Here is a 14,374-nt window from a genome sequence, read left to right as displayed (position 1 = left end):
GCTCCCACAGTGAACGGCGTTCAATCCAAAAAGTTATACAAATCATTTGACTTGTACACCCATGAATCTATGCTGAGCAAAGTTGTACAGAGATCAACCTCTGTACAGGTATGGATTCGAGGTGCCCATGTCTGACTCTTGCGCAGCCAAACCAAAAATCGCCATCAGCGCCTGCCTGCTGGGCGCCGAGGTGCGCTACAACGGTGGACACAAGGAATCTCGCCTGTGCAGCCGCACCCTCACCGAGCATTTCGATTTTGTCCCCGTATGCCCGGAAGTGGCCATCGGCCTGGGCATCCCGCGCGAACCCATCCGCCTCGTCGGCGACGCTGAGCATCCACAAGCGGTCGGCACGGTGAACCGGGCGATCAACGTCACCCAGCCACTGGCCGAATACGGCGAGAAAATGGCCGCCGAACTCGATGACATCTGCGGCTACATCTTCATGCAGCAATCGCCGTCCTGCGGCCTGGAACGGGTCAAGGTCTACCACGCCAACGGTGCCCCGGTGAATGGCGGCGGACGCGGCATTTATGCCCAGGCGTTCTGCGCACGGCATCCGGATCTGCCCGTGGAAGAAGCCGGGCGCCTCAACGATCCGGTGCTGCGCGAGAACTTCATCACCCGCGTGTTCGCCTACAGCGAATGGCAACAAGTCCTCGCCAATGGCCTGAGCCGCCGCGCCCTCACCGAATTCCATTCGCGCTACAAATATTTGCTGATGGCGCACAACCCGCTGCAATACAAAGCACTGGGCAAACTGCTCGGCAACATGGCGCACACCGATCCCGCCGAACTCGGCCCGCGCTACTTCAGCGAACTGATGGCGGCATTGAAGAAATGCGCCACCCGTGGCACGCACTGCAACGTGCTGCTGCACATCAGCGGTTATCTGAAACAGGTAATCAGCGCCGAAGACAAACAGGAAATGCAACACGTCATCGGCCAGTACCGCCAAGGCATCGTGCCGCTGGTGGTGCCGTTGACGCTGCTCAAGCATCACTTTCGCCTCCATCCGGATTCGTACATCGCGCAACAGGTCTACCTGCAACCGCACCCGGAAAACCTCAGCCTGCGAAACGCAATCTAATGAACGACAAAATGGATACCAGCGCCCAGGAAGACCTTGGCGCGGATTTTAAAAAAGCCCTCGACGAGGGCTGGCTGCCGATTCGCGAAGTCGCTCGGCAGACCGGCGTCAATGCGATCACCCTGCGTGCGTGGGAACGCCGCTACGGGCTGGTCGTGCCGCAACGCACCCCCAAAGGTCACCGGCTGTATTCGGCCGAACACGTGCAACAGATTCTGACCATCCTCACCTGGCTCAACCGTGGTGTTGCCGTCAGTCAGGTCAAACCGCTGCTCGACACGCCACAGGCGTTCAGCGAAACGGTGGAAAACGACTGGCAGCGCTTGCGCCAGACACTGCTGGCGGCCGTCACGCAACTCAACGAACGCAGCCTCGACGACAGCGTCAATCAGGCTATGGCGCTTTATCCGCCACGCACGTTGTGCGAGCAATTGCTGATGCCGCTGCTGGCGGAACTGGAGCAGCGTTGGCAGGGCCAGTTCGGCGCGCAGATGGAACGAGTGTTCTTTTATTCGTGGTTACGCAGCAAATTCGGCACACGCATCTACCATAACAATCGTCAGTTGCATGGCGCCCCGCTGCTGTTGATCAATCATTCCGACCTGCCACTGGAACCTCACCTGTGGCTGTGCGCGTGGCTGATCAGCAGCGCCGATTGTCCGGTGCAAGTGTTTGACTGGCCGCTGCCGGCCGCCGAACTGGCGCTGGCGGTCGAACATCTGCAAGCCCGTGGCGTACTGCTGTATTCCAGCAAAGCCATGAACCTTGCGCAGTTGCCGAAACTATTGAACGGAGTCAGTTGCCCAAAAATGCTGGTCGGACCAACGGTATGCATCCACCACGCCGAGTTGTCCGTAAAAATCTCCGAGATGGCTGATGTGTTCCTGGCGGAAGATGCGCTTCTTGCGCACCAGGAACTCGTTAAGCGTGGGCTGATTTAATGGACGCCGTGAGTTCCGACATGCAATTGATCTGGCTGCGCAGCGACCTGCGCCAACATGACAACACTGCCCTCGCGGCTGCCGCAGCGCGCGGCCCGACGGTCGCCGTGTACCTGTTGAGCCCGCAGCAGTGGCTTGAGCATGACGATGCAGCGTGCAAGGTCGACTTCTGGTTGCGCAACCTGCGTGAGCTGAGCGCAAGCCTTGGCCAACTGAATATCCCGTTGCTGATTCGCACTGCAAGCCATTGGGATCAAGCCCCGGCGGAACTGCTCAAGCTCTGCCGGCAACTGAAGATAGCGGCGGTTCACGTCAATGAAGAATATGGCGTCCATGAAAGCCGTCGCGATGCAGCGGTGGCCGAAACACTGAAGGCCGAGGGCATCACGTTTCACAGCTATCTCGACCAGTTGCTGTTCAAACCCGGCAGCGTACTGACCAAGACCGAGAGTTACTTCAAGGTGTTCAGCCAGTTCCGCAAAGTCTGTTACGAACGCCTGCATCGCTCGATGCCGGCGCTGGTCAAGGCCCCAGGCAAACAAGCAAAACTAGCGATAGACAGCGACCCGATTCCCGACTCCGTCAAAGGCTTCGCCACACCGAGCCAAACCCTGCGCGATCTGTGGCCGGCCGGCGAACAGGAAGCCCGGCGCCGTCTCGACACTTTCACCGACGCGCAAATCGACTACTACCAAAGCGAACGCGACTTCCCGGCCAAGCCCGGCACCAGTCAGCTCTCGGCGTATCTCGCTGCCGGTGTGATTTCGCCACGGCAATGCCTGCACGCCGCCCTGCAAAGCAATCAGGGCGAGTTCGAGAGCGGCAAGGTCGGTGCGGTCACCTGGATCAACGAGCTGCTGTGGCGCGAGTTCTACAAACACATCCTGGTCGGCTATCCACGGGTCTCGCGGCACCGCGCGTTTCGCCCGGAAACCGAGGCCCTCGCCTGGCGTGATGCGCCGGACGATCTCGCCGCGTGGCAAGAGGCGCGCACCGGTTTGCCGATCATTGACGCGGCCATGCGCCAATTGCTCGAAACCGGCTGGATGCACAATCGCCTGCGCATGGTCGTGGCGATGTTTCTGACGAAAAACCTGCTGATCGACTGGCGCGAAGGCGAACGCTTTTTCATGCGTCACCTGATCGACGGCGATCTGGCAGCAAACAACGGTGGCTGGCAGTGGAGTTCGTCGACGGGCACCGATTCGGCGCCGTACTTCCGCATCTTCAATCCGCTGAGCCAGTCGGAAAAATTCGACAGCGAGGGCCTGTTCATCAAGCACTGGTTGCCGGAACTGGCCGACCTCAACAAAAAAGAACTGCACAACCCGGCCAACCTCGGTGGTTTGTTCGGTGCGGTGGATTATCCGTCGCCGATCGTCAACCTCAGCGACTCACGCCAACGGGCACTGGCAGCCTTCAAGAACCTGCCTGCGCGTACGTCTACAGGAGGCGACGATGAGTGAATTCCTGCGCCGCTTCGCCCGGCAATTCTCAGCGTTGAACAAAGACAACCTGCAAAGCTTGGGCGAGCTGTACAGCGATGACATTCACTTCACCGACCCGCTGCACGAGGTTCAGGGACTGGCGCAGTTACGCGACTATTTCGGCGAGCTATACGCCAACGTCAGCGAACTGCGCTTCGACTTTCATGGTTTCGACCAGATCGGCGACTGCGAAGGCTACCTGCGCTGGGTCATGAGTTATCGCCATCCGCGCCTGGCGGGTGGCCGTGTGATTCGTGTCAGCGGCTGCTCGCATCTGCTGTGGCACGACAAGGTTTATCGCCATCGGGATTACTTTGATGCCGGGGCGCTGCTGTATGAGCACTTGCCAGTATTGGGCCGGGTCATTGCCTGGCTGAAAAGGAGAATGGGATGAGTCGTACACCTCCACGGCGTTATTGGTTGACCGGGGCCAGCAGTGGCATCGGCGCCGCGCTGGCTGAAGAGATCCTGAAAACCGGTGCGCACCTGGCGGTCAGTTCCCGCCAGATCGCCCCGCTCAAGGTCTTGTCGCAACGCTATCCGGGGCAGGTATTGGTGGTGCCGGGGGATCTGACCAACAGCCAGACGGTGCGCGAAATCGGTGAGCAGATCGCCGTGGACTGGGGTTCGCTGGACTCGGTGATTCTCAACGCCGGCACTTGCGAATACGTCGATGCCAAACAGTTCGACTCCTCGATCGTCGAGCATGTGGTGCGCACCAATCTGCTCGCCAGCAGTTATTGCATCGAAGCCGCGCTGCCGCTGCTGCGCAAAGGTATCGCGCCGCACCTGATCGGCGTGGCCAGTTCGGTGACCTACTTGCCACTGCCACGGGCCGAAGCCTACGGTGCCTCGAAGGCCGGCTTGCGTTACCTGTTCGAATCGTTGCGCATCGATCTGGCCGACGAAGGCATTGAAGTCACCGTGGTCAGCCCCGGTTTTGTCGAAACTCCGCTGACCGCGAAAAACGACTTCCCCATGCCCTTGAGCTGGCCTGTGGATAAAGCCGCACGGCACATCTTCGCCAAGCTCAAGGATCGGCCATTGGAAATCGCCTTTCCGGCGCTGTTCATGGCCGCGCTGTGGCCGCTGTCGAAACTGCCGGCACGCGTCCAACTGGCGATCGGCAAGCGCATGGTGCGCAAGTCACCTCCGCTGACGGATCCGACATGAAAATCGCCATCGTCGGCAGCGGCATCGCCGGGCTTACCTGCGCCTACCTGCTCAATCGCCGCCATGAAGTCACGGTGTTCGAGGCGGGCGACTGGGTCGGTGGCCACACGCACACCGTGCCGGTGACCGTCGATGGCCGCCAATATTCGGTGGACACCGGTTTCATCGTGTTCAACGACTGGACCTACCCGAACTTCATCCGCTTGCTCGGGCAGCTCGGCGTGCCGTTCAAACCGACGGAAATGAGTTTCTCGGTGACCGACCCGGACACCGGCCTGGAATACAACGGCAACAACCTCAACAGCCTCTTCGCCCAACGCAGCAACCTGTTTTCGCCGGGATTCTGGGGCATGTTGCGCGACATCCTGCGCTTCAACAAAGAAGCCCAACGCGACCTCATCGAACTGCGCATCGCTGCTGACACCACCCTCGACGAGTACCTCAAGGCCGGCGGTTACGGCGAACGGTTCATCCTGCATTACATCGTGCCGATGGGCTCGGCGATCTGGTCGATGCCGATGGCAGAAATGCTCAACTTTCCGCTGCAGTTTTTTGTGCGATTCTTCAAGAATCACGGCTTGTTGTCGGTCAGTGATCGGCCTCAATGGCAAGTTATCGAAGGCGGCTCGAGCGCCTATATCGCACCGCTGACGGCAGCGTTCAAAGAGCGGATTCGTCTCAATTGCCCGGTAGCCCGGGTTGATCGTGACGTGCATGGCGTAGTTATCCACAGCCCGGCAGGCCTCGAACACTTCGATCAGGTGGTGTTCGCCTGCCACAGCGATCAAGCGTTGCAACTGCTGGCGGTGCCAAGCGACGCCGAACGCGCGATCCTCGGTGCCCTGCCCTACGCCGACAACGAAGTGGTGTTGCACACCGACACGCGTTTGCTACCGACACGCAAACTGGCCTGGGCGAGCTGGAATTATCGGCTCAGCGGCGCCGGCCATACCCACGCCGCCGTCACCTACGACATGAACATTCTGCAGGGCATTCAGAGCGACACCACGTTCTGCGTCAGCCTCAATCAGAGCGCCGGCATCAGCCCGGACAAAGTGCTTGCCCGTTACACCTACGCCCATCCGCAATTCAGCCTCGCGGCAGTGGCGGCACAGAATCGCTGGGGCGAACTGGATGGCGCGCAACACACGCATTATTGCGGCGCCTATTGGGCCAACGGTTTTCATGAAGACGGTGTGGTCAGCGCCTTGCGCGTGGCCGCCGCATTCGGGGAAACCTTATGAACAGCGCCCTCTACAGCGGCTGGATCGGCCATCGGCGTTTCTCGCCGCGCCGCCATGAATTCCGCTACCGGATCGGTTTGCTCTACCTCGATCTCAGTGAACAGGATGCAGTGCTTGCACTGTCGCCGCTGGCCGGGAGCAGCCGCTTTGCGCCCTTTTCGTTTCGCGAGACGGACTATCTGAAGGCATTCACTGGCCGAGGCATATGCCTGATCGATGCCGTGCGTCAGCAGGTCGGCATCGCCATCGGCCATGAACCGCAAGGCTCGATTTGCCTGCTGACCCAAGCGCGTAGCTGGGGGTTGTCGTTCAATCCGGTGAGTTTCTTTTATTGCCATGAGGCCGACGGGCAGCTGGCGGCGATTGTCTGCGAGGTCACCAACACGCCGTGGCGCGAGCGCTATCACTACGTGCTGCCGGCGCGTACGCCCGCCAACCTGCAGGATTTTCACCAGCACTTCGCCGTGGCCAAGGCCTTTCACGTTTCGCCGTTTTTGCCGCGCGACCTCGAATACCGCATGAGTTTCAGTCCCGCCGCGCAAGCCCTCGGCGTGCACATGGCCGACTGGCAGGGCGAGCACAAACTGTTCGACGCCACGCTCAATCTGCAACGCGAAAATCTTGATCGTCGCAGCCTGCATCGTTACTTGCGGCGCTTTCCGTGGATGACCGCGAAAACCGCCTTGGCGATTTACTGGCAGGCACTGCGCCTGCTGCTCAAACGCGCACCGATCTTTGCTCATCAGACTGCCGACGGCAGCTTTCAAACCGCCACTGTGCCTCCCAAGGAGCACCGCCATGAAATCCTCTAGTCTGTCGATCAGTCGGTTCAGCGCCAACAGTTTGACCGGATCGCTACTGCGCCGTGGCGTGCTGCGCCAATTGGCTCAGTTGAAAAACGGGCAACTGCTAGTGGTCGAGGATGGCGAACGGCTGATGTTCGGTACGCCCGGCAGTGCGTTGCTCGGGGAAATCCATGTGACGGATCCGGCCGTCTGGGGCATGGTCGCGGGCAACGGTTCGATTGGTGCCGGCGAAGCGTTTATCCACGGCTATTGGAGTTCGCCGGATCTGACAGCGGTGGTGCGCGTGTTCGTCAGCAATCTCGACGTGCTCGATGCCATGGAGGGCGGCCTGGCGCGCCTCGGCCGGCCGTTGGTGCAAGGCCTGCATTGGCTGAATCGCAATACGCGCAAGGGTTCGCAGAAAAACATCGCCGCGCACTACGACCTCGGTAACGACCTGTTCGAGCAGTTTCTTGATCCGACCATGATGTATTCGGCGGCGCAGTTCCTTACGCCAGAAGACAGCCTCGAACAGGCGCAGCTGAACAAACTCGAGCGGATCTGTCAGAAGCTCGCGCTCCAACCCAGCGACCATTTGCTGGAAATCGGCACCGGTTGGGGCAGCATGGCGCTCTACGCGGCGCAGAACTACGGTTGCCGCGTCACCACCACGACCCTCTCGAAAGAGCAGTACGCGTTTACCGCGCAACGCATCGAACAACTGGGTTTGCAGGATCAGGTCACGCTGCTGCTCAAGGACTACCGCGACCTGACCGGCGAATACGACAAACTGGTGTCGATCGAGATGATCGAAGCCGTCGGCCACCGCTTCCTGCCGACCTACTTCAAACAGTGCGCGCAGTTGCTCAAGAGCAACGGCCTGATGTTGATCCAGGCGATCACCATCCGCGAGCAGCGTTACGAACAGGCCAAGCGCGGCGTCGATTTCATCCAGCGCTACATCTTCCCCGGCGGCGCCCTGCCCTGCGTGCAGAAAATGCTCGAAGTGGTCAGCCGCGACACCGACATGAACCTGCTGCACATGGAAGATTTCGGCCTGCATTATGCAAAAACCCTACGCCTGTGGCACGAGAACTTCCGCCACGCCCATGGCCGTTTGAGCGAGTTGGGTTACGACGATTATTTCCTGCGTCTGTGGGAGTTTTACCTGTGTTACTGCGAAGGTGGATTCCTCGAACGCACCATCGGCACCGCGCAATTGCTGCTGGCCAAACCGGCTGCAATGACTGCGCCGCTGCTCGGGCGCTTCGATGCTTGAGCGTGTGGCCAATGCGGTGTTGTTCCAGATCGGCTGGCTGATCTGCGTACTCGGCGGCAACAGTTTGTGGCTGCTGGTGGCGCTGGCGGTGCTGGTCATCCATCTGCGCTGGATCAGCAGTTGGGCGGCTGAAGGCCGTTTGATGTTGAGCGTGGTGATTGTCGGCACGGCGGTGGACAGCGTTTTGCGCGCTTTGGGCGTGTTCGAATTTCAGGATTTGTCGCCGCTGATTCCACTGTGGCTGATGCTGTTGTGGGCGCTGCTCGCGACCACTTTGCGCCACTGCCTGGCATGGAGCGCCCGGCCGTGGTGGCTGGCGAGTTCCCTGGGTGCCGTCGGCGGCGCATTGTCGTACTACGCCGGCGGGCGGCTGGCAGGCGTGCAATTCCCCTACGGCGAGTTGCCCACCCTGATCGGCATCGGCCTGCTCTGGGCGCTGCTGTTTCCGCTGTTGCATGTGATGGCCCGGCGATTAAGCCACTGAGCGTCCGTCAGACCTTTCACACGCATGTCGACCACTGCCTTACACTGCCGGCCATGAAGACCATTCCCCACCATCAAATCACTGAACCGGCGGTCACCTGCTCCACTTGCGCGGCGTGCTGCTGTCAGCTTGAAGTCATGCTGATCACCGACACCGGCGTGCCTGATCGTTTTATCGATACCGATGAGTGGGGCGGCGAAGTGATGCTGCGTCTGGACGACGGCTGGTGCGCGGCGCTGGATCGCGACAGCATGATGTGCACGATTTACGAAAAGCGTCCGCTGATTTGCCGCGAGTTCGAGATGGGCGCGCCGGAATGCATTGAAGAACGCAAAGGCATCACGACCGCCTACCGCTGATTTTTGAGTTCACTGAAAACAACTGTGGGAGCGAGCTTGCTCGCGAAGGCGGTCTTTCATTCAACATCATCGTTGAATATGAAATAGCTTTCGCGAGCAAGCTCGCTCCCACAGGGGTGAGGCGTGTATCCGTTACAACGGCATTGTGTAATGCAGCGAGTAACTTTCTACCCCGTCGTTGTCACTGGCCAGGCCGGCGTTGGAATAGTGCGTCGCACGAATTCCGACTTCATGCCCGCCATTGAAACGCAGACCAAAACCGAAGCGGTCTTCAAACTGAAAAGAGCCGCCGAGATTATTGGATTCGTACTTGGTATTGGAGAACGCCGCGACGCCAATCCCCGCCTCCACATACGGTTTGACCGATTGACCGGCAAATTCGTAAACAAAGACCGGCGAGAACGACAGGCTGTTGTTACTGGAGGTCTTGTCGCCTTCCCAGTAAGTGTAGGCTCCGCTCCAGTAACCGGTCAGGCGACCGACATCACTCTGCAGCCAGCTCTTGTCCCAATCGAAATTCATGCCCAGGCGGTACGTCATGGTCGAATCGCTGGTGGCCCCCACCGCAAACTCAACACCTGCCGCTTGTGCAGTAAAACTTTGCCCCATCAGTGCGGCCGCAATCGCGGCCAAGCAGAATAGTCGCTTCACGTTGAAACTTCCTTTACCGGAACGATCGTTTGGTTTTCTCGATAACTCTTCGCTATAGAAGCTGGCGCCTGCTTAGAAGTTCAGCTGATTTTTTAGTTATTTCACAATTTTTTTACAAGTCGAAGTTTTGCACTTCACCAGCGTTTTGTCCGAGCAGTGGCAGGATGTTTTTAAAGTACTCAGGATCGGCGCTGGTCCAGAATCTGACCGGCTGGTTCGGGCCGGCAGCGAGCAAATCGCGCTCCGCCAAAAGCCGCTGAAGTTGCCGCGCTACAGCAGCACCGGTATCGATCAGACTGATGTCCGCAGGGATCATCGATTTGAGCATCGGCTTGAGAAAGGGATAGTGGGTGCAGCCCAGAATGATCGTGTCACAGCCGCTGGCCAACAGTGGCTCGACATAACCTTGCAGCAACTGAAGCAACTGCGCGCTGTGCAGATCGCCGCTCTCAATCAGCTCGACCAGACCGGGACATGGCTGAGTAATCACACGCACGTCAGTGGCAAAACGATCAAGCAGCGCAGCGAATTTGGCGCTCTGCAACGTGCCGGTGGTGGCGAGCACGCCGACCACACCGCTGCGGGTCGCGGCCGCCGCTGGTTTGACCGCAGGCTCCATGCCGACAATCGGCCAGTCGGGGAAATCCCGTCGTAAATCGGCGACCCCGGCAACCGTGGCCGTATTGCAGGCCAGCACCAACGCCTTGGCACCCTGCTCACGGAAAAAACCGGCCATCACGCTGCAGCGCTGGCGAATGAATTCCGGAGTTTTCTCGCCGTAGGGAATGTGCCCGCAATCGGCGACATAGAGCAATGTTTCATTGGGCAGCAAACGCTGGATTTCCGCCAGCACCGACAGGCCGCCGACACCGGAGTCGAACACGCCGATCGGCGCTTCACGCATGGCGCGAGCCACAGACGCTGCAACCTGGATCACGCTTGACGCGCAACTCACGGAAACGCGAGCCGAGGGCATCGATCAACAGCAAACGGCCCACCAGCGGTTCGCCGAAACCGACCAGCACCTTCAAGGCCTCCAGTGCCTGAAGGCTGCCGACCAGACCGACCAGCGGCCCGACCACACCCGCTTCGCTGCAGGTCAGTTCGGCTTCGCTGCCGTGCCCGTATAAACAGTGGTAGCAAGGGCTCTCGGCTCGACGCGGGTCGAACACCGACAACTGCCCTTCGAGTCGAATCGCCGCGCCGCTGACCAACGGTTTGCACGCAGCTACGCACGCAGCGTTGACGGCTTCGCGGGTGGAGAAATTATCGGAACAGTCGAGCACCAGATCCACCGCCGCCACGGCAGCAGCAAGGGAATCCTCGTCCAGTGCCTGACGGTGGGCGATCAGTTGGATTTCTGGATTGATCGCCGTCAAACGCTTGAGCGCCGAGTCGACCTTGCTCATGCCGACGCTGTCGGTGTCGTGAATGATCTGGCGTTGCAGGTTGGTCAGATCGACCGTGTCGAAATCCGCCAAGTGCAACTCACCGACACCCGCCGCTGCGAGGTACAGCGCAACCGGCGCACCGAGTCCGCCGAGGCCAACGATCAGTACACGACTGGCCTTGAGCTTCAGCTGCCCGTCGATGTCGATGTGTTGCAGCAGAATCTGCCGGCTGTAGCGCAGCAATTCCTGATCATTCAGCACGGCAGGCGCCCCAGACTGATGCGTTGATGACCGCCCAGATCGGTGCGGCTGTGGACTTCTTCGAAACCGCGCGTCAGCAGCAGATCGCGTACGGCTTCGGCTTGATCATAGCCGTGCTCGAGCATCAGCCAGCCAGCGGCCTCCAGATGAGCCGGGGCCTGATCGACGATCAAGCGCAGATCGTCGAGCCCGTCCTCACCAGCAACCAGCGCGCTGGCCGGTTCGAAGCGCACATCGCCCTCGACCAGATGCGGGTCGGTGGCGGCAATGTACGGCGGATTGCTGATGATCAACTGGAAACGCTGACCTTCAAGCGCGCTGAACCAATGGCTGCTCAGCACCGTGGCGTTGTTCAGATGCAGTCGCTGGCGATTGCGTTCGGCCAATGCCACGGCTTCAAGCACGCGATCCACCGCCGTGACTTTCCACGCCGGACGTTCGCTGGCCAAGGCCAGGGCAATCGCACCGCTACCGGTGCCAAGGTCGAGCACTTTCGCCGGGGTCGCGGGGAGCAATTCCAGCGCTGCTTCCACCAACAGTTCCGTGTCCGGGCGCGGGATCAGTGTGTGCGGTGCGACTTCCAGATCGAGTTTCCAGAAACCCTGCTGACCGAGAATGTAGGCCACCGGCTCACCGCCACGGCGGCGTTGCAGGTACTCGGCAAAGGTCAGCGCCGCTTCACTCGGCACGATGCGCTCGGGCCACGTATGCAGGAAGCTGCGCGACTTGCCCAATGCGGCGGCAAGGAGCAATTCGGCGTCCAGACGCGCGGTGGGCGAGTCCGGCAGTTCGGCGGCGCGCAACAGGCTGGCAATGATGGTCATTTATTCACCTATCGCGGCGAGTTGGTCAGCCTGGTATTCGGCCAACAACGGCTCGATCACCGCTTCAACGCCACCGGCGAGGATTTCATCCAGCGAGTACAGGGTCAGGTTGACGCGATGGTCGGTGACCCGGCCCTGGGCATAGTTGTAGGTGCGAATGCGTTCGGAACGGTCGCCCGAGCCGACCAGCAATTTACGCTCGCTGGCGATCGCGTTGGCCGCCGCTGCGGTTTGCTGATCGTTGAGTTTAGCCGCCAGCCACGCCATCGCCCGGGCACGGTTCTTGTGCTGGGAACGTTCTTCCTGACACTCAACCACGGTGCCGGTCGGTATGTGCGTGATGCGGATCGCCGAGTCGGTGGTGTTGACGTGCTGGCCACCGGCCCCGGAAGAGCGGTAAGTGTCGACGCGCAAATCCGCCGGGTTGATCTCGATGGCTTCGCGCTCGTCCGGCTCGGGCAACACCGCCACGGTGCAGGCCGACGTGTGGATGCGGCCCTGGGATTCGGTGGCGGGTACGCGTTGTACGCGGTGCGCGCCTGATTCGAATTTCAGTTTGCCGTAAACGTTGTCGCCTTCAATGCGCGCGATGACTTCTTTATAGCCACCGTGTTCGCCTTCGTTTGCCGAAAGAATCTCCACACGCCAGCCACGACGTTCGGCGTAACGCGAGTACATGCGGAACAGGTCGCCGGAAAAAATCGCCGCCTCGTCGCCACCGGTGCCGGCACGGATTTCGAGATAGACGTTGCGCCCGTCATTCGGATCCTTGGGCAGCAACATGCGCTGCAGATCGTCTTCCAGAGTGATCAGCAACTCCTTGGCTTCGCGAACTTCTTCCACGGCCATTTCACGCATGTCCGGGTCGTTGTCCTTGAGCAGCGCCTGAGCGCCTACAAGATCGCTTTGTACGCCGAGCAGCTTTTTATAGGCGTGCACGACCGGTTCGAGTTCGGCGTATTCCTTGGAATAAGCACGGAACCTGGTCTGATCGGCAATGACTTCACCGTCGCCGAGCAGCGCGGTCAGTTCCTCGAAACGGTCCTGGAGGACATCCAGCTTGTTGAGCAGTGACGCTTTCATTGCGGTTTTTTATCCGAAAAGCTATCCGGTGAGCCCTCAAGGGCAAAGAGTTCCTGGGCCATGGCCAGCGCATCGAGGCGGCCTTCGGCAGAAAGCTTTTTCAATTGCACGCTGGGCGCATGCAACAGTTTATTGGTCAGGCCACGGGCCAATTGCCCGAGCACGTCCTCGGCGTTGCCGCCGTTGGCCAGCAGGCGCAGGGCTTTTTGCAGCTCCTCGTCCCGCAGGCGTTCGCTCTGTTGACGATAGGCCTTGAGCACATCGACCGCCGCCAGCTCGCGCAGGCGTACCATGAAATCGTCGGCGCCGACCGAGACCATCTCTTCAGCGGCCTGCGCTGCACCCTGTCGACTTTTGAGGTTTTCGGCGACCACTTCGTGGAGATCGTCGACGCTATAAAGGTAAACGTCGTCCAACTCGCCGACTTCCGGCTCGATATCCCTGGGAACGGCGATGTCGACCATGAAGATCGGCTTGTGCTTGCGCAGCTTCAGCGCACTCTCGACCGCGCCCTTGCCGAGAATCGGCAACTGACTGGCGGTCGAACTGATGACGATATCGCTGCGCACCAGTTCTGCCGGGATGTCCGACAGCAGCACCGCGTGAGCGCCGAACTGTTCGGCCAGCAGACTGGCGCGCTCCAGCGTGCGGTTGGCGACGACGATGCGCTTGACCCCCAGCTCGTGCAAATGGCGGGCGACCAACGTAATGGTCTCGCCGGCGCCGATCAGCAGAGCCTGGCTGCGTTGCAAATCACTGAAAATCTGTTTGGCCAGGCTGACGGCAGCAAACGCCACTGATACCGGGTTTTCACCGATCGCGGTGTCAGTGCGCACCTGTTTGGCGGCATTGAAGGTCGCCTGAAACAGTCGCCCCAACAACGGGCCGATGGTGCCGGCCTCGCGGGCCACGGCGTAGGCCGATTTCATCTGACCGAGAATCTGCGGCTCGCCCAGCACCAGCGAGTCGAGCCCGGAGGCGACGCGCATCATGTGACGAACTGCCGCATCATCTTCATGCACATAAGCACTCGCGCGCAGCTCATCGAGGCTTAAATGGTGATAGTCGGCCAGCCAGCGCAGCACGATATCGGCAGAAAGCTGATCCTGTTCTATATAAAGCTCACTGCGATTGCAGGTGGAGAGGATCGCGGCTTCGCGGCTGTCGGTCAGTCGGCAGAGCTGCTGCAAGGCCTCCACCAGCTGTTCAGGCGTAAAAGCCACGCGCTCGCGGACGTCTACTGAAGCAGTCTTGTGGTTGATACCGAGTGCAAGGAAGGCCATTCAAGGTCGCTGATGGTGACGTGAAGCCGGCAATTGTCC

General features: G+C 60.1%; 16 protein-coding genes. 10 read left to right on the top strand and 6 right to left on the bottom strand.

The annotated features are described in order from the left end of the window. Positions 1 to 127: 127 nt before the first annotated feature. Genes GTU76_RS25985 through GTU76_RS25940 form a run of 10 tightly spaced genes read left to right on the top strand, consistent with a single transcriptional unit; the run spans position 128 to position 8,842 of the window. Complete coding sequence (locus tag GTU76_RS25985) at positions 128 to 1,090, top strand: YbgA family protein (protein WP_016987203.1); 963 nt, start codon at positions 128 to 130, stop codon at positions 1,088 to 1,090. After that, the gene (locus GTU76_RS25980) at positions 1,090 to 2,031 is read left to right on the top strand and encodes a MerR family transcriptional regulator (RefSeq protein WP_016987204.1); all 942 of its coding nucleotides are present in this window, start codon (positions 1,090 to 1,092) and stop codon (positions 2,029 to 2,031) included. The genes GTU76_RS25985 and GTU76_RS25980 overlap by 1 nt, the downstream gene beginning before the upstream one ends. A gap of 20 nt (positions 2,032 to 2,051) precedes the next feature. After that, positions 2,052 to 3,497 (top strand): deoxyribodipyrimidine photo-lyase, encoded by a 1,446-nt coding sequence (phrB, locus tag GTU76_RS25975; protein ID WP_180699938.1) that lies wholly within the window; start codon positions 2,052 to 2,054, stop codon positions 3,495 to 3,497. Continuing rightward, the gene (locus GTU76_RS25970; RefSeq protein ID WP_016987206.1) at positions 3,490 to 3,912 is read left to right on the top strand and encodes a nuclear transport factor 2 family protein; all 423 of its coding nucleotides are present in this window, start codon (positions 3,490 to 3,492) and stop codon (positions 3,910 to 3,912) included. The genes phrB and GTU76_RS25970 overlap by 8 nt, the downstream gene beginning before the upstream one ends. After that, positions 3,909 to 4,691: an SDR family NAD(P)-dependent oxidoreductase gene (locus tag GTU76_RS25965; protein ID WP_016987207.1), complete on the top strand. Its 783-nt coding sequence runs from the start codon at positions 3,909 to 3,911 to the stop codon at positions 4,689 to 4,691. The genes GTU76_RS25970 and GTU76_RS25965 overlap by 4 nt, the downstream gene beginning before the upstream one ends. Continuing rightward, complete coding sequence (locus tag GTU76_RS25960; RefSeq protein WP_016987208.1) at positions 4,688 to 5,935, top strand: NAD(P)/FAD-dependent oxidoreductase; 1,248 nt, start codon at positions 4,688 to 4,690, stop codon at positions 5,933 to 5,935. Before GTU76_RS25965 ends, GTU76_RS25960 begins: the two co-directional genes overlap by 4 nt. Beyond that, on the top strand, positions 5,932 to 6,747 hold the full coding sequence (locus tag GTU76_RS25955; RefSeq protein WP_180699937.1) for a DUF1365 domain-containing protein: 816 nt from the start codon (positions 5,932 to 5,934) through the stop codon (positions 6,745 to 6,747). Before GTU76_RS25960 ends, GTU76_RS25955 begins: the two co-directional genes overlap by 4 nt. Then, on the top strand, positions 6,734 to 7,999 hold the full coding sequence (locus GTU76_RS25950; RefSeq protein ID WP_180699936.1) for an SAM-dependent methyltransferase: 1,266 nt from the start codon (positions 6,734 to 6,736) through the stop codon (positions 7,997 to 7,999). The genes GTU76_RS25955 and GTU76_RS25950 overlap by 14 nt, the downstream gene beginning before the upstream one ends. Continuing rightward, entirely contained in the window at positions 7,992 to 8,483 is a 492-nt protein-coding gene (locus tag GTU76_RS25945) for a DUF2878 domain-containing protein (RefSeq protein WP_016987211.1), read from the top strand. The genes GTU76_RS25950 and GTU76_RS25945 overlap by 8 nt, the downstream gene beginning before the upstream one ends. Before the next feature lie 53 nt (positions 8,484 to 8,536). Then, positions 8,537 to 8,842: a YkgJ family cysteine cluster protein gene (locus GTU76_RS25940; protein ID WP_180699935.1), complete on the top strand. Its 306-nt coding sequence runs from the start codon at positions 8,537 to 8,539 to the stop codon at positions 8,840 to 8,842. Positions 8,843 to 8,974: 132 nt separating this feature from the next. On the opposite strand, the gene GTU76_RS25935 is transcribed toward GTU76_RS25940, so the two are convergent. From GTU76_RS25935 to hemA, 6 genes are all read right to left on the bottom strand, one after another. After that, positions 8,975 to 9,493: an acyloxyacyl hydrolase gene (locus GTU76_RS25935; protein ID WP_093441419.1), complete on the bottom strand. Its 519-nt coding sequence runs from the start codon at positions 9,491 to 9,493 to the stop codon at positions 8,975 to 8,977. 112 nt (positions 9,494 to 9,605) lie between these two features. Further along, positions 9,606 to 10,397 (bottom strand): glutamate racemase, encoded by a 792-nt coding sequence (gene murI / locus GTU76_RS25930; RefSeq protein WP_016987214.1) that lies wholly within the window; start codon positions 10,395 to 10,397, stop codon positions 9,606 to 9,608. Beyond that, the gene (locus tag GTU76_RS25925; RefSeq protein WP_134177944.1) at positions 10,390 to 11,145 is read right to left on the bottom strand and encodes a molybdopterin-synthase adenylyltransferase MoeB; all 756 of its coding nucleotides are present in this window, start codon (positions 11,143 to 11,145) and stop codon (positions 10,390 to 10,392) included. The genes murI and GTU76_RS25925 overlap by 8 nt, the downstream gene beginning before the upstream one ends. Then, positions 11,139 to 11,969, bottom strand: coding sequence for a peptide chain release factor N(5)-glutamine methyltransferase (prmC, locus tag GTU76_RS25920; RefSeq protein ID WP_016987216.1), 831 nt, complete (start codon positions 11,967 to 11,969; stop codon positions 11,139 to 11,141). Before prmC ends, GTU76_RS25925 begins: the two co-directional genes overlap by 7 nt. Then, positions 11,970 to 13,052 (bottom strand): peptide chain release factor 1, encoded by a 1,083-nt coding sequence (prfA, locus tag GTU76_RS25915; RefSeq protein ID WP_180699934.1) that lies wholly within the window; start codon positions 13,050 to 13,052, stop codon positions 11,970 to 11,972. After that, positions 13,049 to 14,335, bottom strand: coding sequence for a glutamyl-tRNA reductase (gene hemA, locus GTU76_RS25910; RefSeq protein ID WP_007951716.1), 1,287 nt, complete (start codon positions 14,333 to 14,335; stop codon positions 13,049 to 13,051). The genes prfA and hemA overlap by 4 nt, the downstream gene beginning before the upstream one ends. Positions 14,336 to 14,374 lie beyond the last annotated feature (39 nt).

Origin of the sequence: Pseudomonas crudilactis (assembly GCF_013433315.1) — a bacterium.
Classification (GTDB): domain Bacteria; phylum Pseudomonadota; class Gammaproteobacteria; order Pseudomonadales; family Pseudomonadaceae; genus Aquipseudomonas; species Aquipseudomonas crudilactis.
The sequence above is the reverse complement of the archived record's forward strand: the minus strand, read 5'-3'. Positions and strand labels throughout refer to the sequence as shown.

What these genes read in the sequence shown, in the direction of transcription:
- GTU76_RS25985 (WP_016987203.1), top strand. Translation starts at nt 128, where the DNA reads ATGTCTGACTCTTGCGCAGCCAAACCAAAAATCGCCATCAGCGCCTGC.
- GTU76_RS25980 (WP_016987204.1), top strand. Translation starts at nt 1,090, where the DNA reads ATGAACGACAAAATGGATACCAGCGCCCAGGAAGACCTTGGCGCGGAT.
- phrB (WP_180699938.1), top strand. Translation starts at nt 2,052, where the DNA reads ATGCAATTGATCTGGCTGCGCAGCGACCTGCGCCAACATGACAACACT.
- GTU76_RS25970 (WP_016987206.1), top strand. Translation starts at nt 3,490, where the DNA reads ATGAGTGAATTCCTGCGCCGCTTCGCCCGGCAATTCTCAGCGTTGAAC.
- GTU76_RS25965 (WP_016987207.1), top strand. Translation starts at nt 3,909, where the DNA reads ATGAGTCGTACACCTCCACGGCGTTATTGGTTGACCGGGGCCAGCAGT.
- GTU76_RS25960 (WP_016987208.1), top strand. Translation starts at nt 4,688, where the DNA reads ATGAAAATCGCCATCGTCGGCAGCGGCATCGCCGGGCTTACCTGCGCC.
- GTU76_RS25955 (WP_180699937.1), top strand. Translation starts at nt 5,932, where the DNA reads ATGAACAGCGCCCTCTACAGCGGCTGGATCGGCCATCGGCGTTTCTCG.
- GTU76_RS25950 (WP_180699936.1), top strand. Translation starts at nt 6,734, where the DNA reads ATGAAATCCTCTAGTCTGTCGATCAGTCGGTTCAGCGCCAACAGTTTG.
- GTU76_RS25945 (WP_016987211.1), top strand. Translation starts at nt 7,992, where the DNA reads ATGCTTGAGCGTGTGGCCAATGCGGTGTTGTTCCAGATCGGCTGGCTG.
- GTU76_RS25940 (WP_180699935.1), top strand. Translation starts at nt 8,537, where the DNA reads ATGAAGACCATTCCCCACCATCAAATCACTGAACCGGCGGTCACCTGC.
- murI (WP_016987214.1), bottom strand. Translation starts at nt 10,397, where the DNA reads ATGCGTGAAGCGCCGATCGGCGTGTTCGACTCCGGTGTCGGCGGCCTG.
- prmC (WP_016987216.1), bottom strand. Translation starts at nt 11,969, where the DNA reads ATGACCATCATTGCCAGCCTGTTGCGCGCCGCCGAACTGCCGGACTCG.
- prfA (WP_180699934.1), bottom strand. Translation starts at nt 13,052, where the DNA reads ATGAAAGCGTCACTGCTCAACAAGCTGGATGTCCTCCAGGACCGTTTC.
- hemA (WP_007951716.1), bottom strand. Translation starts at nt 14,335, where the DNA reads ATGGCCTTCCTTGCACTCGGTATCAACCACAAGACTGCTTCAGTAGAC.